This is a genomic window from Calditrichota bacterium, from assembly GCA_013112635.1.
Lineage (GTDB): Bacteria > Calditrichota > Calditrichia > Calditrichales > J004 > JABFGF01.
This window is the reverse complement of sequence record JABFGF010000002.1, coordinates 98,536-119,515: the sequence shown is the minus strand read 5'-3', so window position 1 is coordinate 119,515 and position 20,980 is coordinate 98,536. Positions and strand designations below refer to the sequence as shown.

Genomic DNA, 20,980 nt, shown 5'->3' with positions numbered 1-20,980 from the left:
ATTTAAATACTTTTTACGGCCTTCAGGTTTAAAAATCTCGAAGGTCTTTCTTTTCATTTATAAGGATTGATATGACCGACCAAACCATGTTCCAAATAATTGCAGATGAACTAAAAATAAATTTCGTCCAGGTAAAAAATACAGTCGAGCTTCTTGATGATGGTAATACCGTTCCTTTTATAGCACGTTATCGTAAAGAAGTAACCGGTTCTGCTGATGAAGTTGAAATACGAAATATTGAAGAGCGCATTAATTATCTGCGCGCTTTGGAAACACGGAAAGAAAGCATTCTTAATTCTATTGAAGAGCAGGGCAAACTTACACCGGAATTAAAAACAAAAATTGAAAAATGCAGTAAGATGCAAGAGTTGGAAGATTTGTATTTGCCTTATAAACCTAAAAAGCGTACCAAAGCAACAATCGCTAAAGAAAAGGGATTGCAACCATTGGCCGAATTAATTTTAGCCCAGGAAGAAACCAATGGAATTCCTGAAGATTTTGCGCGTGAATATATAAATGAAGAAAAAGAAGTTTCATCAGCTGAAGATGCATTGCAGGGTGCACGCGATATTATTGCAGAGATAATTAGTGAAGATGCCGATGTACGTAAGTCTGTACGCGAGTTGACATTTGCCCAGGGTATTTTACGTAGCGACGTAAAAAAAGTGGAAGGTCGCACAGATTTTGAAGCATACTATGAATACAGCGAAGCAATCAGCAAAATTGTTCCACATCGTATTTTAGCAATCAATCGTGGGGAGTCTGAATCTGTTTTAAAAGTGAATGTTGATGTTGATTCTGAAAAGATGAATGTGGAAATCGCCGCTGTTTATATCAAAAATAAAAACTCCATTTTTTTTGAACAAATGCAATTGGCTGTTGCCGATTCATATAACCGCTTGATAGCACCATCCATTTCCCGCGAAGTACGTTCCAGCTTATCAGAAAAAGCAGACGCCCATGCCATCGAGATTTTTGCTACCAACTTAAAAAACCTTTTACTACAGCCACCTGTTCGTGGGAAAAAAATTATGGGAATTGATCCCGGATTTAGAACGGGTTCTAAAGTGGCAGTCATTGATACCACCGGAAAATATATTGAGGGGACAACAATTTATCCGCATCCACCGCAAAATAAATATATGGAGGCCAAAGGCATTGTCCGCAAAATGGTTGAGAAATATGATATTGATATAATTGCAATTGGAAATGGGACCGCAAGCCGCGAAACAGAACAAATGGCCGCAGAGCTAATCGGCGAAATAAAGACAGACCATAAAGTGGAATATATAATTGTAAGTGAAGCAGGCGCGTCGGTTTATTCAGCCTCAAAAGTTGCGCGAGAGGAGTTTCCGGATTTGGATGCCAGCATGCGCGGAAATATCTCCATCGCCCGTCGTTTGCTCGATCCGTTGGCAGAGCTGGTAAAAATTGATCCGAAAAGTATCGGTGTTGGACTATACCAGCATGATGTTAATCAGCGAAGACTTGTAGAAGCTCTTGGCCATGTTGTAGAATCCTGTGTGAACAGTGTCGGTGTTAATTTGAATACGGCTTCTGCTTCACTATTAAAACATATTTCCGGATTAACCAGCAGGACCGCACAAAATATTATTTCCCACCGAGATAGTAATGGCATTTTTAAGAATCGTAATGATCTCAAAAAAGTGGATGGTATCGGGGAGATTGCTTTTGAACAAGCAGCTGGATTTCTGCGTATCCCTGATGGAAATGAAGCATTGGACAACACATCAATCCACCCGGAATCGTATCTGGCAACTGCAAAACTTATGGAAAATTTTGGCATAAAAGATATTGCCCAGGATGGAAAAAGCCTGCCTGCAAAAGTAAAGGAATCACAAAAGGAATTGGAAAATTTGTTACAGGATTTGGGTATTGGACGACCCACATTTGACGACATTCTCGAAAATCTTGCCAAGCCGGGTCTTGATCCTCGTGATGAGTTGCAAAAGCCAATCTTTAAAAGCGATGTGCTTAAAATGGAAGATATAAAAGAGGGAATGATGCTAAAAGGCACAGTTCGCAATGTGGTTGATTTTGGAGCATTTGTGGATATTGGTGTTAAACAGGATGGTCTGGTTCATGTAAGCCAGATGGCCGATAAATTTGTAAAAAATCCTATGGAAATTGTTTCAGTTGGTGATGTGGTTGATGTGCGTGTTACATCGATTGACTTGGAACGTGGGCGTATTGGTTTATCTATGAAAAAGGGGTAGTTATTTTGTTTTGTCATTCCTGCATGTTTTCCAGCAGGAATCTGAATATTGTTTTAGATTCCCGATTAATACATTCGGGAATGACAAATAAAATAATTTTTAAGGTAGTAACTCAGAAACAGTTTTAACAAATTCATCAATACTAAATGGTTTATTTAGAATTGCATTGGGGCTTGATATTTCTAATTGATCATATTCTTCGCTGTATGAGAAGACATTGAGAAACAAAACAGCAGGAACTGACATCCGTTTTTGTAATTGTAAAAATAATTCAGCTCCACTTAACCCTTTGATGTGAAAATCAATTATAACAAGCTTTATGTCAAAGTTTTTAATTAATTCGAAGGCTTCTTTTTCATTACCGGCCACAGAGTATAAATAACCTTGTGCACTGAGAACTTCAGAAATCAATTCAGCTGTTTCTTGCAAATTATCAATAATTAAAACATGAGGCTTTTTCATGGAAAGTTTTTGTTATGGCAATAACTGAGAAACAGTTTTGGTCAGGTCAGCAATTGTAAATGGTTTTTTCAAAAATATGTTTGGACATTTAAGATTCATTGCCGCCATCTCTTCACTTAAATCGTATCCCGACATAAATATCAATGGAGTATCCGAAAATCCAGTTTTAATATTATTGTAGGTCTCTTCACCATTCATACCGGGCATGTTCATATCAATAATAATTAAATCGAAATGATCGTTCTGGTTTGCTATTTTTATGGCATCTTCACCACTGATGGCAGGGTAACTTTCAAAATCGAGTGTGCTCAAAACTTCAACAATGATCTCTGTTAGAGCTTCTTCATCGTCAATGATTAGTGCTTTCTTTGGCATATGCGGGGGCTTTCGTTGGTTAAAATCAGAAATTAGTTTTCGTCTAGCAATTAAAAAAATTAAAAAAGAAATATGTTTTTATTTTTCAAAAGATAAAAAAAGACAAATTAAAATATTTCTCCATCTGAAAAATAAATTGGAACGTTTAATTTCATCTTTGATTTCTGGTTTTTATATTAGCTTGATTTGTAAAATAAGGAGAAGCCATGTCAATTTCTGCTATAGATGTCACAATAATTATCGTTTATTTAATAGTGATTGCTTTAATAGGATCGTTAACAGGTGGTAAGCAAAAAACGACCAAAGATTATTTTATGGGCGGAAGCAGCGTACCGTGGTGGGCTGTCGCATTTTCCATTGTTGCCGCTGAAACAAGCAGTCTGACATTTATTAGCATTCCGGGTTTGGCATATCTTACAAATCTTAATTTTTTACAATTAACTATTGGCTATCTTGTGGCACGAATTCTGGTTGCCCTTTATTTTTTGCCGGCTTACAAAACTGGTCAGTTAAGTACAGCCTATGCATTTCTTGAGCAACGCTTCGGGGCAACAACCCGTCGCTATTCATCCCTTGTTTTTTTGTTAACCCGTATTGCAGCAGATGGCGTGCGATTGTTTTCTACAGCTATCCCATTAGCTTTGATTTTTAAAACCACAGTGTATTTTGAAGCCTGGTCAAATTTTGAGATCTATGTTTTGGCAATAATTATTATTGGGATTGTTTCACTGGTTTATACATATACCGGCGGTGTAAAAGGGGTTATTTGGGCGGATGTTGTTCAAATGGGGATTTATGTCGGCGGGGCATTAATGGCACTTTGGATTTTAATGGGAATGGAATCTGTTTCCCTGGCTCCGGCTGCTGAGGCTGGCAAGCTATCTGTTTTCAATTTTGATTTTGGATCAACTTTTTCAGATTTTTTTAGTAAACCATACACATTTATTGGCGCTGTTATTGGCGGGTTATTCTTGTCGATGGCTTCTCATGGGACAGATCAGCTAATAGTTCAGCGGTTGCTTACAACCAAAACCTTACGTGACAGCCAGAAAGCAATTGTTGCCAGCGGCGTAATCGTCTTTTTACAATTTGCGCTATTCCTGTTTATTGGCATGTTATTGTTTTCATTTTACAATGGTATTTCCATTTCAGATCCTTCGGCACCATTTAGTAAACCAGACGAAATCTTTCCTCTGTTCATAATACAGCACTTGCCGGTTGGGGTTAAAGGTGTAATTATTGCAGGATTGTTCGCAGCGGCTATGTCCACACTTGCCGGTTCGATGAGCTCACTTTCCAGTTCTGTAATTTTAGATTTATACAAACCGTTGTCCAAAAAAGTACTTTCGGATAAACAGGAATTGAAAAGCTCTCGTATTGTAACAATAATTGCAGCTGTTGTGTTAATCATTGTGGCTTTTGCATTTATTGCCTTAAACCAATCGGTCGTTGAAATTGCTTTGGGGATTGCATCTATAACTTATGGCGGGCTGCTAGGCACATTTTTACTTGGCCTAATTTCCAAAAAAGCTACGGAGAAAGGGGCAATAGCCGGGTTTACAAGCGGAATAATTGTTATGGTCCTTGTCAGTTTGTATCCGCTTTACAGCGGGGCTACACCCTTAATGCACTGGACCTGGTTTGTTCTATTGGGCACCGTCGTAACAATGATAGTGGGGAACCTGGTTTCAATGAAGAAGAATTAATCTTCTTCTTCAACAATAGTGCCGTATTTTTGGGGGACAAAAGTTTGTTCCTGCATTGGCGGCCTGATATATGGAGATTCTTCCCGGTCAGGCAGTTGCACCGGTTCTGGCAAAACATCTTCATAAGGAATCTGGTCTAAAATATGGCTGATGCAATTTAGGCGGGCACGTTTTTTATCATCAGAAGGTACCACATACCAGGGTGCCTGTTTTATATCGGTAAACTCAAAAGTGCGATCTTTTGCTTTTGAATACTGTGTAAACAGCCGGTGCTCTTCTAAATCCATTTCGCTCAATTTCCAGCGTTTTAATGGTGTTTGATTGCGACTCTCAAATCTTCGTCTTTGCTCATCAAAACTTACCGAAAACCAATATTTTAAAAGAATTATCCCTGATCGTACTAACATTCTTTCAAATTCCGGGCAGGACCTGAAAAATTCCTGTACTTGCTGATCGGTGGAGAAGCCCATCACCCATTCAACGTTGCTGCGGTTATACCAGCTTCTATCAAACAAAACGATTTCCCCGGCTGCCGGTAAATGTGCAACATATCGCTGAAACCACCACTGTGTTTTTTCACGATCTGTTGGTTTTGGCAGGGCAATTACCCGCGCAATACGTGCGTTCATTCTTTCAGTGATGCGTTTTATAACGCCGCCTTTCCCGGCAGATCCACGTCCTTCAAAAACTATGGCAACTTTTAAGCCTTTCTCTTTCACCCAGTATTGTAGTTTAATTAGCTCTTCCTGAAGGCGCGATAGTTCCATCTCGTAATATTCGGTATTCAGCTTTCCATTTTTCTTGTATTTCTTAATTTTTTTCCCATCTGTATCAACTACAAAATCCTGTTCTTCTTTTTGTTTGCTCATTCCCAGTTCCTGATTTTAATAAAATTGTTTTTGTTTTTATCGGATCATGTAAATCAAAGTATTAAAAATATATATAAAAAGAGTAAAAACACTTAAAAGAAAAAATAGTTATCTGAAAAATGGGCTCGATTTCTATCATAAAATCAGTTAGTTTAGAAACAGAACAAATGGAAGAAAAATAATGCGCTTAATTTTATTCTCTTTTTTGATTGTCACTTTTACTCTGTCTAATGCCCAGGAGAGAAAATCAATTCATCAGATTGAATGGGAAAATCATCGTCATTTAAAAAAATCTACCGATGCGATTGATGTTATTGATCCAAATATAATTCCACTCCAAAAAAGGCTGGCATCCGGCTTAAGTAAAAAAGTGTTTGGTTTCTTGCCAGATTGGGAATACCCCGGTGCGATGGATAACCTTCGTTTTGATCTTTTAACCCATATTGCAGCTTTCGATTTCCATGTCAGTCCGACAGGGGCAATCTCAAATCCATCCGGCTGGCCATGGACAGATTTAATAAACGAGGCCCATAATAATGGAGTAAAAGTAATCTTAACAGCTGTTAATTTTAACGGACCTGAAATCCACACAATTATCACTAACGAATCTGTAAAGAATACTTTTTTTACAAATTTAAAAAATAAAATCACAACCTATAGCCTGGATGGTGTAAATATTGATTTTGAAAGTTTGAACCATGAAGACCGTGCAGCGCCGATTAATAATTTTATGGCAGAGTTGACAACTTATATTCACTCAAATTTTCCTGATGCTGAAGTATCTTTTGACGGGCCGGCTGTTAATTGGAGCAACCGATGGGACTTAGCCGGTTTAGCAAATTCTTGCGATTATATTTTTATTATGGGTTATGCCTTTGCCGGAAGCTGGAGCAGCAAATCAGGATCGACTGCGCCGCTTCTTGGCGGGTCAATAAACATTACAAACACGGTTCAAACTCAATATGCGTCTGTGGTTAATTCTATGCCGGAAAAATTGATTATTGGTGTACCCTATTATGGTGTTAAATTTCAGACAGCTACAAATGAAGCGCATTCTTCCGTAGTAGATTATGTCAGTACAACCCGGTTTAAAACAGACAAATCCAATTTTGAAAATCATGGCACTTTGTGGGATAATGAGACTGCTTCACCCTGGTACAGATATCAAGATGGTGGAAAATGGTACCAGGTATGGACCGAAAATGGTCAAAGTATGGGAGAGAAGTTTGATCTTGCTGATTCAAAAAGTTTGTTAGGTGTCGGCATGTGGGCTTTAAATTATGATGGAAACCAGAATGATTTTTGGAACCAGATTATTAAACACTATGGAGACGGCCAACCAATTCCTGAAGAACCTGGAAATTTTTCTGTCACTTCATATAGCATAAATGCTTTGAATATAAAATTCTCTGAATCGGAATTCGCAAATGGTTACTGGGTTTACTATAGTCCTGATGGATTGGATTTTAGTGACTCCACATATTTTACTTCCAATGAAAATATCTTAACAGGATTGGAGCGAAATCAGATTTATTTCATTAAAGTTCGCGCCTTAGGTGCATCGGGGCTTGGCCCACAAACTGGTGTTTTGGCTGCAACAACCAACAATCCTTATCAATCAACCGTTCTTATTGTTGATGGATTTGATCGACAATCCGGAACAGAAAATAATCGCGACTATATCCGCATGCATGCACATTCGTTTTTTAATAATGGTTTAAATTTTTCTTCCGCAACAAACGAAGCAGTGGCGCAGGATAAAATTAATCTAAATGATTATGAAATCGTTGATTGGATGCTTGGCGATGAAAGCACTGTTGATGATACCTTTTCACCTGCTGAGCAAAGCAAAGTTAAAGATTACCTTGAAAATGGTGGCCAATTTTTTGTATCTGGTGCAGAAATTGGGTGGGATTTGGCGCGTGGATCTGACGCAGACAAACAGTTTTATGGAAATTATCTCAAGGCAAAATATATTGAAGATGCCCCAAAGGGAGAGAATGCAGAACATTATTCCGCAGATGGAATAGCCGAAACATTTTTTGAAAATATCTCAAATATCGATTTTGATGATGGAACAAATGGTAGTTTTAATGTGGATTGGCCGGATGCAATTGAAGGAGCCAATGGGTCGCATTTAGGATTTAAATATTCAGATGTTAATACAGATAATGGTGGTGCAGGAATTTTCTATTCAGGGAAATTTGGCGATTCTGCAAAAGAGGCAAAGCTGGTTTATCTGGCATTTCCATTTGAAACTGTTTACCCCGAACAAAAGCGTGATGACCTGCTCTCTGCTGTAATCAATTTTTTTGATATCAGCACTGCTATTGAAAAACCGGTTTCTCAAACACCCAATAATTTTTACCTTTTATCAAATGTTCCCAACCCGTTCAATCCATCAACAAAAATTAGATTTCATTTACCGGTGCCCGGAAAAGTTAAGATTTTAATTTTTAATATTAATGGGAAACTGGTAAATAAATCAAAAGAAATAAGTTTTGATTCGGGCCTGCAAAGTTGGCAATGGCATGGAAAAAACAGTTCCGGTAATCAAGTCGCATCCGGCACCTATTTTTACAAAATTGTTATATCATCAAATACGAAAATTAAAAAAATACTAAATGGAAAAATGACGTTGATCCGTTAAATCAAGGGGAATCCATGAAATCATTCTTAATTTTATTTACAACCCTAATTTTATTTTATTCCTGCCAAAATGAGCAGGCCATAATCTCAAAGTTTGATGAGCAGGCTGATAAGATTCGCAAAGAACTAATCCCTGACAAGGCGTTGGATGTTTTTAAGGCAGAGCTAAAAGTTGAAAACGGGAAATGGATTGTTTCCGGTGAGACCACTGTTGAGAAAACTCAAAATGCTGTTTCCTCCCTGGCTGATTCACTTCTTGGTGATAAATATGAAAACCAATTTCAAATGTTACCGCATCCGGATTTGGGAGACAGCACACATGCAATTGTAACAGTTAGTGTCGCCCATTTAAGGGGTCGGCCAAGTCATTCCTCAGAAATGGTGGATGAAGCCATAATGGGCAGACCAATGCAGCTTTTAAAGAGAAGAGGCGGCTGGTTTCTGGCAAAAACAAATTATGGTTATGTGGGCTATGTGCAAAACAAACAAATTGTCCGGATGTCTCGTGAAGGTACCAAAGAATGGGCCGAATCAGATAGAGTTCTTGTAACCGCACTTTCGGGTCGCATATTTACAGAAAAATCTGAAAACTCAACTCCCGTGTGTGATATTGTTATAAATGTGAATCTTAAAAAACTTGCATCCGAGAGAAAGTGGACCGAAGTGGCATTGCCAAATGGCCAAACAGGTTTTATTAGGAATAATTTAATTAAAGATTTGGATGGAGAGTATGATCAATCATTGCCGGCAATAATTAAGACAGCGAAAAGTATGCTTGGACTTCCTTACTTGTGGGGTGGAAATTCCAGCAAAGGAAATGACTGTTCGGGTTTTACGCAAACGGTTTTTACCGCTCATGGCATTCAGCTACCAAGAGACTCAAGGCAAATTGCACTGATTGGTGAAAAAATTACGCCGGATGACAATTATTCAAATGTGAAACCGGGGGATTTAATATTTTTTGGTGAAAGTGAACGGGTAACCCATGTAGCAATCAGTCTTGGTGGCGATGAGTTTATTCACCAGGCGGGCAATGTTCATATCAATAGTTTTAATCCTGAAAAAGATAATTATAACGCATATCGTAAAAGGGTTTTTAAGCACATCCGGCGGGTAGTAAAGTAATTGTCATTCTGAGTGAACGCAGTGAGTGAAGAACCCTATTCTCAATGGGATGCTTCGTACCTCAGCATGACAACCCATAACAACTTATTGGATTCGAAAAATGATAAAAGTTGAAACAAAAAAATTACACTTGGCGCATACCTGGACAATTGCCCGGAACTCCAGTGATTTTAAAGAAAATGTTTTTGTGCAGATTTCAAAAGACGGGAAAACCGGTATTGGTGAAGCCGCACCCAATGTTCGCTACGACGAAGACGCAGAACGAACGACAGAAAGACTAAATGATTGTTTGGAAATTATTGAGAAAAACAATCTTTTAAATTTCCAGGATTTAAAAAAAGAAATTGACCGGCAAATTACAGATCAAAGCTGCGCAAAAGCCGCGATAGACATGGCAATCCTTGATTGGGCAGGTAAGAAATTAAATGCACCTCTCTTTAAAATGTTTGGCCTCAATCCGGAAAAGGCACCATTAACATCCTATTCCATTGGCATTGATTCAATTGAAAATATGCAGCAACGTGTGCGCGAAAAAGCTGATATGCCGATCTATAAAATAAAACTTGGCAAAGACAATGACCGCGAAATAATCGAAGGTATTCGAGAAGTAACGGACCATGTAATTCGTGTGGATGCCAATGAAGGTTGGCGTGATAAGGAATATGCTCTTGAACAAATCAAATGGCTTGCTGACAAAGGCGTTGAATTTGTTGAGCAACCTATGCCTGCTGAAATGTTAGTGGAAACGGCCTGGTTAAAAGAACGGTCACCGCTGCCGCTAATTGCCGATGAAGCCGTTAAAAAAACCACAGATATTATTAAACTTGCAGAGTCATATCACGGGATAAATATTAAACTGATGAAATCCGGCGGTATTTTAGAAGCACTTTCTATGATCCATTTGGCACGGGCGATGGAAATGGAAATAATGTTGGGTTGCATGGTGGAAAGCTCAGTAGCCATTTCGGCTGCCGCCCAAATTGCACCTTTTGTGGATTATGTGGATTTGGATGGAAACCTGCTTTTAGCGGATGATCCATATTCCGGTGTTAAAGTTGAACAGGGAAAACTGATTTATAATGATTTGCCTGGGCTTGGTATTCCGTCATAATTATAAATTGCTGCAAAATTAAATGCGTTCTAGGCAAGGGACGTACTTTGCGCTATGCTAGTGGCTTAGAATAAAAAAAAAAGGGACCTGTGTTAGGTCCCAGAGTGGGATTTAAATCACACTAAAATTTAGCCTTAAGATAAGATTTTCTCCGCCGACTTATCTAAATATGTAATGTAATAGTTCTTTAAGAACTATTATTATGAAAAGTCGCTCCATCGCCCGGAGCGACTTCTTTTTTTTCTTGGATTTGCTCATCCTTGAGCGCCTTCCCTGTTAATAAAACTTCCTTGTTAATTAAACACGCATAGTTCATTACATATTACCCTCCATGATGGTTTTACAGGTAAAATCTTTTAAGTCAAATATGACCAAATTTGAACTGGAATACAACAACAAGGAAATAATATCAATTGATAATTATGCCTTGGGAAATAATTTCAACATTAGTTCACGAACTAGTTTATCAATATAATGGAAATAAGGCACTGCATGTAATTGAGCAAGCTCCCACTGTACCATTCCAATTTTTATAAATATCTAATCCTAAAAAAGGATACCGTGAAAAGTTAAAGGGCGAAGCCCCTAAAAAGAAATAGTAACTATAATAAAACAGTAACTCTAGGTATCATCCAGCTCACAAAAACCACGCCAGAACCATTTCCAATCCTTCTCTTTTCAAACATGATATACAAAAATGAAAAGATTCTAACAGAGTGACAGTTATATCATTTTAGAAATTTCTTCAATTTCCCCTACACTTCATAAAATATATTTTGTATATTTAGCCTTGTAAAAGTCAAAATAAAAACCTTAAAATTTTGGAGCATCATGGAAAAAGCAAATATTAACTGGACAGATTTAACTTTTGCTTATATGAAAACCGATTGCCACTTAGAGTATTATTATCGTAATGGAAAGTGGGATGAGGGTACAGTTGTTGAAGGAGACCAGGTTACTTTAAGCATCGCTGCATCATGTCTTCATTATGGTCAGGAATGTTTTGAAGGTTTAAAAGTTTTTGAAGACAAAAATGGAGATGCACTCGTTTTTCGCGTGGATGAAAATGCAAAACGCATGAAACATTCTGCAGAAACTTTGATGATGGAGGCATTTCCTGAAGAGAAATTTATTGAAGCGGTTTTGCGGCTTGTAAAATTAAACAAAAGATTTATTCCTCCATATGGAAGTGGATCCAGTCTTTATATCCGTCCTGTCATGTTGGGTGTTTCCGGTTTGGTTGGAGTAAAGCCCTCTGATGATTATTTGTTTATGATTTTTTGTACACCGGTTGGGCCATACTTTCCTACGGGTTTAAAACCTATTAAACTTCTTGTTGAAGAAACATGGGACAGGGCAGCACCGGAAGGTGTTGGACATGCAAAAGCTGGTGGAAATTACGCGGCAGGATTGCGCGTATCTAAAAAAGTAAAAGAACTCGGATATGCAGAGGCCTTATATCTTGATGCAAAACAGAAAAAATATATTGATGAATCAGGTCCCGCTAACTTTTTTGCCATAACCAAAGAAGGCAAATATGTAACACCAAAATCAAGTTCCATTCTTGCCAGTATTACAAATAAAAGCTTAATGGCTTTAGCAAAAGATATGGGCATGGAAGTTGAACAGCGTCCTGTCGAAATAACTGAGATGGGTAACTTTAAAGAAGCGGGATGCTGCGGAACAGCTGCTGTTATAACTCCTGTTAAAAGTATAACTTATAAAAATGAAACTGTTACACTTGCCGAAGGTGATACCGTTGGCCCAATTGTGACAGGCCTATACAATAAACTAACAGGAATCCAATCCGGCGATGAAGAAGATACTCATGGCTGGGTAAGAAAAATTTCTTTAAACGATTAATGTTTTGGGAGTGTGTTTAATTTTGACACACTCTCGTTTTTGTTATCTCCTTCCAAACTCATTTAATTTTTTAAATCATTAATTGTGATAATTCACATTGCTGCGTGTTTACCTTTTTGTATATGATCCAACGTTGGCTCACTGGTTTCTTCTAAAATTGAATCTCGGGAATTTTAATTCCATTTCCTCTATATTAATACTCGACCGGACATAACTAACTTAACTTAAGCTGTTACCATTTAGAATGTACCTGTATATGTATATTAATAGTTTAAAATATTTCCTATTCTTTTTTGTAGTAAACAACTTACTCGGACAAGTAATTTCAATTCCAACCTTGCAGCGGGATGATTTTAAGGTTCATAAAAGCTGGTGGATGTTAAATAGCACCGATCCTTACCAAGCTGATCCTGTGATTAACAATGGCTATATTTTAATAACCACCTCAAACCCATTTCCATATGGCGGAGACAATTTGCATAATGTCGGATTTGAATCTGCTTCACTTGACCGAATTTACTTTGAAGAGGATACTGTTTTCCTAAAAGTAAGGGTTCGTTTTTTAAATGATCATTTTCCTGGAAGCCGAGGGTTTGGCTGGTGGTATAAAGAAAGCATGACGTTAAATACATCGGAACAATCCTGGTTTTTACAGCAAAAGGAAGAAGATGGGCATAGCTGGACAGCTAACGAAACTTATTGGCGGGCAGACCAGTCGAATGGAAAAAAATACAGCACGCATGATTCCGTTGATCTTTCCACCGACTATCTTACGGGCTGGCATGTTTATGAAATAAATCGCTATGGAACGAACCGGATAGAATACTTTGTAGATGACAGCCTTGTAATGACTTCCACAACAGCACTTCCCGATAAAGGATATGATTATCACCAATGGATTGATAACTGGGTTTATCATGAGACACCCGCCGGTGGAGATGATTATGATATCACAATTTATCCAAGATTTTGGGCGGGTGATAATCAACAGATTTGTGACTATGTCCAAATCACCTTTGGTTCGGAACCAACCAGCTATGTTGAAACACCGACCGGAATTTTAAAATTAAGGGCATATCCAAATGAAATCGGACCTGCAGGAACAGATTCTTTATGGAAAACATATTCCTTTAACAGTGATGGTGGAAGATCGCTTATTTTAATTACCGCACAAGCAGAAGATTATAACGGCTATGATACAGCCGATGAGATGCGAGTTGTTGTTGGCGGGCATAATTATGGCTATGGTGGTTTAAAAAGCCTGGATGGAGCTGTTTTACAGAGTGCGGAAAAGACTGTAATTATTGATACATTAATGTCTGCCGGAATGCGTGATATTCAAATCTATAGTACAACCACTCCTATTTTGTATGATGTAAATGTGTTGAACAGTGCCAATGGCGCCATATTGATTAATCAGGAAATAAATGAAACTGCTCCGGTTGCAAGTAATGATTATCTGTGGAAGACAATTGATTTTTCTTTGACCAATAATGGAGAAGTTGGCATTTATATTACCGCAGCTGCGGATGAGAATTCAGGATGGGCATATCGTGGGCCGGATAATGGAGACCCGAATGTAGATGATGCAAGCGATGATGATTTGAGAATTGAATTAAATGCCACAAACTATGGATGGCAAACCGATAAGGCCTGGCATGGAAACCGTGAATTTGGAGAAATAAAAACAGTTTTATTGCATGAGACTTTGACGGCTGGCAATCATCAATTAAGGCTTTATGCGAACAATACACCCACTTTATACCGGGTAATTATTTTTGGCGAAAATGAAGATATGAGTCTTCCGGTTGAGCTTTCTGCTTTTGATGTCTATGCAGAAGGCAATAAAAATGTCATACAATGGCAAACACAGTCAGAACTGGAGAATATGGGTTTTAATCTCTACAGAAGTATTGTTGAAACAAATGTAAAACAGGGTCGCGATCAATTTATAAAAATTAATAAAGAGATGATTAAAGGAGCAGGTACAACTGCATATTCATCACACTACAAATATGAAGATGTTTCATCAGGAATTATTGGTAGTTACTGGTATAAGCTGGAAAGTATTTCTTTTGCCGGCGAATCGGAATTATTTGATGCAAAAAAAGTAGAAAACAGATTGACTGATTTCCAGCTAAAACAAAACTATCCAAATCCTTTTAATGCGCATACAACTATCCGTTACAATGTTCAGGAAGAAGGATTGATTAATCTTGAACTTTATGATCAGCGGGGCGGTTTTGTGAAAAGCCTTTTCTCAAACATTCAAGCAAAAGGCTGGCATTCTTATTTATTAAATGCTAAGGGTTTAGCCAGTGGGATTTATTATTATAAGATTAGTTCGCAAAAAGAAAGTTCAATTCAAATCCGCAAAATGATTCTTTTAAAATGAAAGATAGTTTCTAAACAGAACTCCCAGTCGATGAAGAATTAGTTTTAATATGGACGCAAAAATTTAAATTTTTCTTAGTACTTGATTTTTGTAATTCGAATTTGGATATCTCTGTAAAAATAATTTAGCGAGTTCCGATGCTTCTTTGTCATCATGAAAACTGGTGTGAATTATTAATTTATATAACAATAGTTCTGAATAAAAAGAGTTGCTATCAATTTTAAACAATTCTTTATATATGTCATGCATTTTTGGAAGATTGTGAAATGCTCTCGTCCCTTTTTGGTATAGATCATATTTGATTCTATCAATACCTTCGGGTTCTATTACGTCAAAAATAATTTGATTTGAAATCACATTTCGGAGTACAACAGAAAAGATTGAATATGTGTTTGGAGGCAATATTCTGTCTGTATACTTTTCTGGTATTTTGTAATGTTTCTCTAATAAATTAAAACTGTATTTAGTAACTTCTCCCGGGAAAAGAGTGTCCCATTTTGTGTGTGTATAACAGCCCCATAAACCACTCGGGTAAGTATTTCCATTTTTATCTACAATGTTAGAAACCAATGTATGTTGATTATAAAGTACGGACAAATTTTTTGAACTGACTACCAGGAACTTTGTGCCTTTGTTTTCAAATTTGAAATCTATCCAAATCGGCTCACCTTTTAAATAAGATTTTTTATTTAAAGATATTTGTAAATGTGGAGAAGGGGATTTTATAGTATCATAGAGTTTTTTTGATGGCGAACAGGAAATAATTATTAAAAATATATCCAAATAATCAAAGTCTTATTCATATCTTCATAGCCACTATATAACTTATATGTTATCATTAACACACTGACGTTACGACTAATTTTTCTTAAAATCAATTCTCAAATTAATCTGTTTCAAGAAATTTTGGTGCCTTCCGGTGCTGCGTTCCCTGCTCATAAGCGAAGGCAATTTCCAGTAAAACCGGCTCACTCCAGGCCCTGCCAAAAAAAGAAATCCCAACAGGGACTTCGCCAATAAATCCCATCGGCACATTGATGTTGGGGTAACCGGAAAGCGCCGCGTTTACCGAAGTGGACATCACAAAATTATCGCCGTTAATCATATCCGTTTTCCAGGCAGGGCCGCCGGTTGGTGAAACAATGGCATCCAATTGATGTGAATCCATCACTTTGTCAATACCTTCATCACGATAGGCTTTTAGCATTTTCTCAAGCGCCTCTTTATACTCTTTTGTTTCCAGATCACCTTTAGACTGCGCGTTTTCCATGCGGCCAAGATTAAAATAGAGCATTTCAAGGCTGTCCTTAAGAGTGGCATTTATGGCCTGTTCCAGGTTAGCAACCGGAGCGCCGTTTCCAAGTCTTTCAAAATATTTTTTTAAACCGTCTTTAAACTCATAGGCCAAAACAATGCTGGAATTTGAATAAGGCCTGCCCTCAACCAGCTTTTCAATTTCCACAATTTCGGCGCCCTGGTTTTTGAGAAAACGAACCGCTCTGTGCATAAGCGAATCAACTTTAAAATGAGTCCCTTCAGCATTTTTTAGATAACCGATCCGTTTGCCTTTTAATCCATCTTTATTTAAAAATTGTCTGTAATCTGAGTGAAATTTTCCCTGACCGGCAAAAGTTTTTGCATCGGATGAATCAATTCCGACGCCGGCACTTAATAATATGGCCGCATCACTGACGGTGCGTGCCATTGGACCTGCTGTATCTTGTGTCTCACTAATCGGGACAATACCGGAGCGGCTCCATAAGCCAACGGTTGGTTTAATACCTACAATGCCATTTGCATTTGACGGGCACATTATAGATCCCCATGTTTCGGTGCCAATGGCAACCGCACATAAATTTGCAGATACGGCCACCGCCGATCCGGCGCTTGATCCACATGGATTTCTATCCAGCACATAAGGATTATTAGTTTGCCCGCCAACACCGCTCCATCCGCTGGATGAAAATGAACCACGATAGTTTGCCCATTCACTTAAATTGGCTTTTGCTAAAATAATCGCGCCTGCCTCTCTCAGTTTTTTTGCCAGGTCGCTGTCTTGAGGCGGATACGAATCTTTTAGAACTCTGGATCCGGCTGTTGTTGGCATTTTGTCATGAGTATCGATATTGTCTTTTAAAATTACCGGAATACCATGCAACGGCCCACGACTTTTGCCTGCAGCGAGTTCTTTATCCAAATCATCTGCTAAGGCCAATGCATCAGGATTGACTATTATTATCGAATTAAGTTTTGGCCCGTTGCGGTCAATCTCATCAATCCGGTCAATGTATAATTGCACAACTTGCCGGATTGTATAAGTGCCGTTTTCGTAAGCGTTCTGAATTTCAGAAATGGTAATTTCATCTAATTCAAATGAGCCAACTTTGCTGTACGATACTTTAACATCGCAGGAAATGAGAAATTGAAGTACCAGGAAAACAAATATAATTAAAGCAGATTTAGAAAAATTCATAACAATCCTTTCAAAGATATTAAGGCTAAAAACTTTTATTATTTTTGCTTTGTTTGAAAAGCCAATCTATTACATTTTGATCAGAATACACATCATCCCAAATGGAATGCCCGCCAAAAAAGAACTCTGTGTATTTAATATCCGATCCGGTTTCTTCAAATACTTCAACCATTTCACGCGATTTTTCTACACTCACATCCCGGTCAAAAGCACCATGAAAGGCCCATATAGCTACACTTTTTGCTGCATTGGCTGTTTCAGGATTTCCACCACCACAAACCGGAATGGCTGCTGCAAATATTTCCGGTCTTTTGCCAATTAAATACCAAACTCCCCAGCCACCCAATGATTGCCCTGTAAGATAAATCCGGTTTGTATCTATTGGATTGGTTATCATCAGCGAGTCGATCAAATTAAAAAACATTTTTGTATAAACAGTTAAGCTATCCGAAAGCGGATCATTCCACCGTTGAAAAGGTGGTAATTGTGGACAAAGAACAAAGGCTGGATATTTGAGTTGGATTTCTTCTTCAAGCCATATATGCGATCCACTCCGGTTTTTGCCGGATATTTGATCGATATTATTAGTCCCGGCACCGGTTCCTCCATGCAAAAAAATTATTAACGGATATTTTTGAATGGAATCTTGCTGCTCCGGAATAAAAATCCTGTAAGGTAGTTTTTTTCCAGTTGAATTAATACAAAACTCATTCTGAAACCGGTGATCGATTTTTTGATTTTGGCAAGAAATAAGAAAACCCAGGACAGTAAATCCCATTACAAATTTGTAAAATAAAATAGAATTCTTCATTTTTTTGCTTGGTTAAATTATTAACAGAATTTCTTTTTATTTTTACTGTTTCAATATGTACATTGCTTTATATCTATGGCAATGAAAATCTGCGAAAACGACTGTTCTTAATATTATAACGAAAACTGTATAAGCCGAGGTACAAATCATGTTTAAAAAGCCTGCACTTAAAATTTTATTAACCTCATTAATTATTATTAGCTTGGTAAACCACGTTTTTTCCGAAGGTAAAGTTTACCTTGTATTAGGATCGGACACGGCCATTTGGACCGGCATGAATACAGCAAGATATAATAACACTTACGATCAGTCGCTCTACACAGATCCGTTGAGAAATGCTTATACAGTCATGGATCCGGCCTTCCGTGCTGAATTGGTTGATTCTTATGGCCAGCCAATGAAAATGACCTGGTGGATGATGGCTGGCAATATTTTTCGTTATGCTACAAACAACAATATGCCTGTTCCCAATATAATGACCTTGTACCTGATGAAAAAATATCATGGTGAAAATGTAATTGCAACCGGTGATGAACTTTCCCTGCATTACCACACTTTTTATTGGTCGGATTATGATAAAGATGGTCTCTATTTCTGGAACCAATCAAAAACCTTTTTGGAATCTTTGGATGACTTTGAAGTGACTTTGGCGCAATTCCTTTTAGAAGAGCAAGTGTTCCCGGTTTCTTTTAGAAGCGGCTGGCATTATATGGATAATGATTGGCAACATTATCTTGATGAAAAGGTTTTGCCTTACAGTATGCACAACGATTATCCCTCGAAGCGAACAGAAGATTCTGAACCCATTGATAATATTTTTGACTGGTCACAGGCACCTTCTCAATTTGTTCCATATCATCCGGCTAAAGATAATTACCAGGTTCCCGGTGATGGGCCTGGCTGGCAGGTACGTTCAGCATCTTTTCAAAGGACTAAAGCCAATAACTTGATGGATGATGTTTTTGCAGCAGCCAATCAGGGCACAGATCAGGTAGCTTGTTTTTGGGCCCATTTACCGGAAAGTGATTTTCCTGAAAATATGCAGATTATAGATAGCCTTGCACACAAGGCAGCGGCTAAATATCCGGATGTCAAGTTTCAATATTGTACAGCCATTGAGGCCATGCAATTATGGCGTGGTAGTATTGATTCGATCGCGCCGGTTTTACAATTCTCCCAAGAGCAGGTTGGGGAATCTGTTTATTTTACAATCCAATCCAATGAAACGATTTTTCAGACACGGCCATTTGTGGCAGTTAAAAATATATATGAAGAGTATTCTGTTCTTGAGTGTGTTTCAACAGGTGCAAATGAATGGAAAACAATTGTCCCGGTACCGCAGAATAGCCTGGCCAAAGCCGGAGTTACCGTTTGCGACAGTATGGGAAACCAATCAATGGAATTTATTTCTTTTTTACCGGATGATAAATTTATCGACAATGAGGATGCTTCTTATTCTGAAAATGATGGATCATGGACAACTTCATCTAAATATGCCTGGGGGACAGATTCAAGATTTTCGACATTGGAAACCGGCAGCTCCGCATCGGTCGCTTGGGATTATCAAATACCGCAAAGTTCCTTTTACAATGTATTTGTGCAGTTTCCGGATATAGATAACCGAGCCGAAAAAATCAGATTTTTAATATCAAATAATCAAGTTACTGTGGATACTATTTTTGTGGATGAACTTTTGCCTTCAAAAAAATGGAACTATCTTGCCACTATTGAAGCGCAATCCGAAGATGCATTGTCAATAGAAATGTCAGCTTCCGGTGACGACCAAAATGGAAAAATATTAGCAGCAGATGTAATAAAATTCTCTGCCTTAGTTAAAGATAAGAATATAAATATTTCAGAAGGCATAATTGATTTTGGTGCCATTAGTGTTCAGGATAGCGCTGCGTATTCTTTAGTTATTTTTAATTATGGTATTTCCGATTTGTCGGTTTCAAGTATCAGTTCTCTCTCAAATCTTTTTAAAACAGATATATCTTTTCCGTTAATTGTTTCGCCCATGTCAAGTCAATCAATTGATTTGTCATTTTTTCCTGAAGAAACAGGCAAACAGATTGATACACTTGTAATAAATTCTGATGATCCAAAAAACCCAATCTTAAAGGTAATGATTGCAGCAGAGGTTGTTGAATATTTCTTTACAATCGATAATGAAGATAGTGATTATTACGAAGAATTTGGTGAATGGAAAACCAGCGTTGCAAACATATATGGGCCGACCAGCCGATATGCTTATCTAAATGCCAATCCTTTAGCTTCAGCAAGATTTTATACTACTCTTAAAAAAAGTGGCCTGTATGAAATTCTTGAGATTGTGCCTAAAACTGTAAACTCCACAGATGATGCTTTATATGAAATTCATTATGATGGTGGGGTACAGGCTGCCTGGCGTGTAAATCAAAATGAAGGTAGTGGTAACTGGGTGAGCATTGGCAATGTATTTGTCCCTGCGGATACTGAGATTGAATTATGGGTTAAAGATACCGGAAACAGCACAAATGGACCTGTTATCCGTACGGATGCTGTGCGCTTTCAGTGGATTGATGACGGAGCTTCCTCAATTGAAAATAATCCTCAAATTGCGAAAAAATTTAGCCTTGAACAGAACTATCCAAATCCTTTTAATCCCTCAACTGTAATTGCTTATCAAATACCCAAGGCGGGCAAAGTTACATTGACGGTTTATAATGCTCTCGGGCAAAAGATTGCCACTCTCGTCGATGGAAAGCAATCTGCTGGTTTTCATAAGGAAACTTTTTCTGCAAATGGTCTGGCCAATGGAATTTATTATTACAAAATTAGCAGCGGGTCTTTTCAAAAAGTACGAAAGATGATTTTGATAAAATGAATTGAGAGTGTTTCATAATGAAGGGAAAAGATTATAAC

At 37.8% G+C, this 20,980-nt stretch carries 14 protein-coding genes; 8 read left to right on the top strand and 6 right to left on the bottom strand.

Annotation, left to right across the window (positions count from 1 at the left end; translation table 11 throughout):
• Positions 1-71 precede the first annotated feature (71 nt).
• On the top strand, positions 72-2,237 hold the full coding sequence (locus HND50_05685; GenBank protein ID NOG44701.1) for an RNA-binding transcriptional accessory protein: 2,166 nt from the start codon (positions 72-74) through the stop codon (positions 2,235-2,237).
• A 99-nt stretch (positions 2,238-2,336) separates the two neighbouring features.
• Here HND50_05685 and HND50_05680 read toward each other — a convergent pair whose 3' ends face one another.
• Both HND50_05680 and HND50_05675 read right to left on the bottom strand, forming a co-directional pair.
• Positions 2,337-2,699, bottom strand: a complete 363-nt coding sequence (locus HND50_05680) for a response regulator (protein NOG44700.1) — start codon at positions 2,697-2,699, stop codon at positions 2,337-2,339.
• Positions 2,700-2,711: 12 nt separating this feature from the next.
• Positions 2,712-3,074 carry a response regulator gene (locus HND50_05675; GenBank protein NOG44699.1) on the bottom strand — a complete coding sequence of 121 codons (363 nt, stop codon included), beginning with the start codon at positions 3,072-3,074 and terminating at the stop codon, positions 2,712-2,714.
• A gap of 206 nt (positions 3,075-3,280) precedes the next feature.
• On the opposite strand from HND50_05675, the gene HND50_05670 reads away from it, so the two are divergent.
• The gene (locus HND50_05670; GenBank protein ID NOG44698.1) at positions 3,281-4,780 is read left to right on the top strand and encodes a sodium/solute symporter; all 1,500 of its coding nucleotides are present in this window, start codon (positions 3,281-3,283) and stop codon (positions 4,778-4,780) included.
• Here the strand turns inward: HND50_05670 and ppk2 are convergent.
• Positions 4,777-5,649, bottom strand: a complete 873-nt coding sequence (ppk2, locus tag HND50_05665; protein NOG44697.1) for a polyphosphate kinase 2 — start codon at positions 5,647-5,649, stop codon at positions 4,777-4,779. The genes HND50_05670 and ppk2 overlap by 4 nt on opposite strands.
• A gap of 181 nt (positions 5,650-5,830) precedes the next feature.
• Between ppk2 and HND50_05660 the strand changes: the two genes are divergently transcribed.
• The 5 genes from HND50_05660 to HND50_05640 all read left to right on the top strand — a co-directional run bounded on the left by HND50_05660 (position 5,831) and on the right by HND50_05640 (position 14,792).
• Positions 5,831-8,299: a T9SS type A sorting domain-containing protein gene (locus HND50_05660; GenBank protein NOG44696.1), complete on the top strand. Its 2,469-nt coding sequence runs from the start codon at positions 5,831-5,833 to the stop codon at positions 8,297-8,299.
• A gap of 14 nt (positions 8,300-8,313) precedes the next feature.
• The gene (locus HND50_05655) at positions 8,314-9,423 is read left to right on the top strand and encodes a C40 family peptidase (GenBank protein ID NOG44695.1); all 1,110 of its coding nucleotides are present in this window, start codon (positions 8,314-8,316) and stop codon (positions 9,421-9,423) included.
• Positions 9,424-9,523: 100 nt separating this feature from the next.
• Positions 9,524-10,534, top strand: coding sequence for a dipeptide epimerase (locus HND50_05650; protein NOG44694.1), 1,011 nt, complete (start codon positions 9,524-9,526; stop codon positions 10,532-10,534).
• A gap of 831 nt (positions 10,535-11,365) precedes the next feature.
• Entirely contained in the window at positions 11,366-12,397 is a 1,032-nt protein-coding gene (locus HND50_05645) for a branched-chain amino acid aminotransferase (protein NOG44693.1), read from the top strand.
• 256 nt (positions 12,398-12,653) lie between these two features.
• Entirely contained in the window at positions 12,654-14,792 is a 2,139-nt protein-coding gene (locus HND50_05640) for a T9SS type A sorting domain-containing protein (GenBank protein NOG44692.1), read from the top strand.
• Positions 14,793-14,855: 63 nt separating this feature from the next.
• Here the strand turns inward: HND50_05640 and HND50_05635 are convergent, their stop codons facing one another.
• The 3 genes from HND50_05635 to HND50_05625 form a co-directional block, all read right to left on the bottom strand.
• Positions 14,856-15,575: a hypothetical protein gene (locus tag HND50_05635; GenBank protein NOG44691.1), complete on the bottom strand. Its 720-nt coding sequence runs from the start codon at positions 15,573-15,575 to the stop codon at positions 14,856-14,858.
• A gap of 103 nt (positions 15,576-15,678) precedes the next feature.
• Positions 15,679-17,265: an amidase gene (locus HND50_05630; GenBank protein ID NOG44690.1), complete on the bottom strand. Its 1,587-nt coding sequence runs from the start codon at positions 17,263-17,265 to the stop codon at positions 15,679-15,681.
• 25 nt (positions 17,266-17,290) lie between these two features.
• A complete protein-coding gene (locus HND50_05625; GenBank protein NOG44689.1) occupies positions 17,291-18,076 on the bottom strand; it encodes a phospholipase in 786 nt (261 codons plus the stop codon).
• 148 nt (positions 18,077-18,224) lie between these two features.
• Here HND50_05625 and HND50_05620 point away from each other — a divergent pair, with 148 nt between their 5' ends.
• Positions 18,225-20,942, top strand: coding sequence for a T9SS type A sorting domain-containing protein (locus HND50_05620; GenBank protein ID NOG44688.1), 2,718 nt, complete (start codon positions 18,225-18,227; stop codon positions 20,940-20,942).
• The last annotated feature ends 38 nt before the right edge of the window (positions 20,943-20,980 follow it).

Excerpts from the sequence above, each read along its gene's own strand:
- HND50_05675 (NOG44699.1), bottom strand. The coding sequence starts at position 3,074 with ATGCCAAAGAAAGCACTAATCATTGACGATGAAGAAGCTCTAACAGAG.
- ppk2 (NOG44697.1), bottom strand. The coding sequence starts at position 5,649 with ATGAGCAAACAAAAAGAAGAACAGGATTTTGTAGTTGATACAGATGGG.
- HND50_05680 (NOG44700.1), bottom strand. The coding sequence starts at position 2,699 with ATGAAAAAGCCTCATGTTTTAATTATTGATAATTTGCAAGAAACAGCT.
- HND50_05685 (NOG44701.1), top strand. The coding sequence starts at position 72 with ATGACCGACCAAACCATGTTCCAAATAATTGCAGATGAACTAAAAATA.
- HND50_05650 (NOG44694.1), top strand. The coding sequence starts at position 9,524 with ATGATAAAAGTTGAAACAAAAAAATTACACTTGGCGCATACCTGGACA.
- HND50_05625 (NOG44689.1), bottom strand. The coding sequence starts at position 18,076 with ATGAAGAATTCTATTTTATTTTACAAATTTGTAATGGGATTTACTGTC.
- HND50_05660 (NOG44696.1), top strand. The coding sequence starts at position 5,831 with ATGCGCTTAATTTTATTCTCTTTTTTGATTGTCACTTTTACTCTGTCT.
- HND50_05670 (NOG44698.1), top strand. The coding sequence starts at position 3,281 with ATGTCAATTTCTGCTATAGATGTCACAATAATTATCGTTTATTTAATA.
- HND50_05630 (NOG44690.1), bottom strand. The coding sequence starts at position 17,265 with ATGAATTTTTCTAAATCTGCTTTAATTATATTTGTTTTCCTGGTACTT.
- HND50_05640 (NOG44692.1), top strand. The coding sequence starts at position 12,654 with ATGTATATTAATAGTTTAAAATATTTCCTATTCTTTTTTGTAGTAAAC.
- HND50_05620 (NOG44688.1), top strand. The coding sequence starts at position 18,225 with ATGTTTAAAAAGCCTGCACTTAAAATTTTATTAACCTCATTAATTATT.
- HND50_05645 (NOG44693.1), top strand. The coding sequence starts at position 11,366 with ATGGAAAAAGCAAATATTAACTGGACAGATTTAACTTTTGCTTATATG.
- HND50_05655 (NOG44695.1), top strand. The coding sequence starts at position 8,314 with ATGAAATCATTCTTAATTTTATTTACAACCCTAATTTTATTTTATTCC.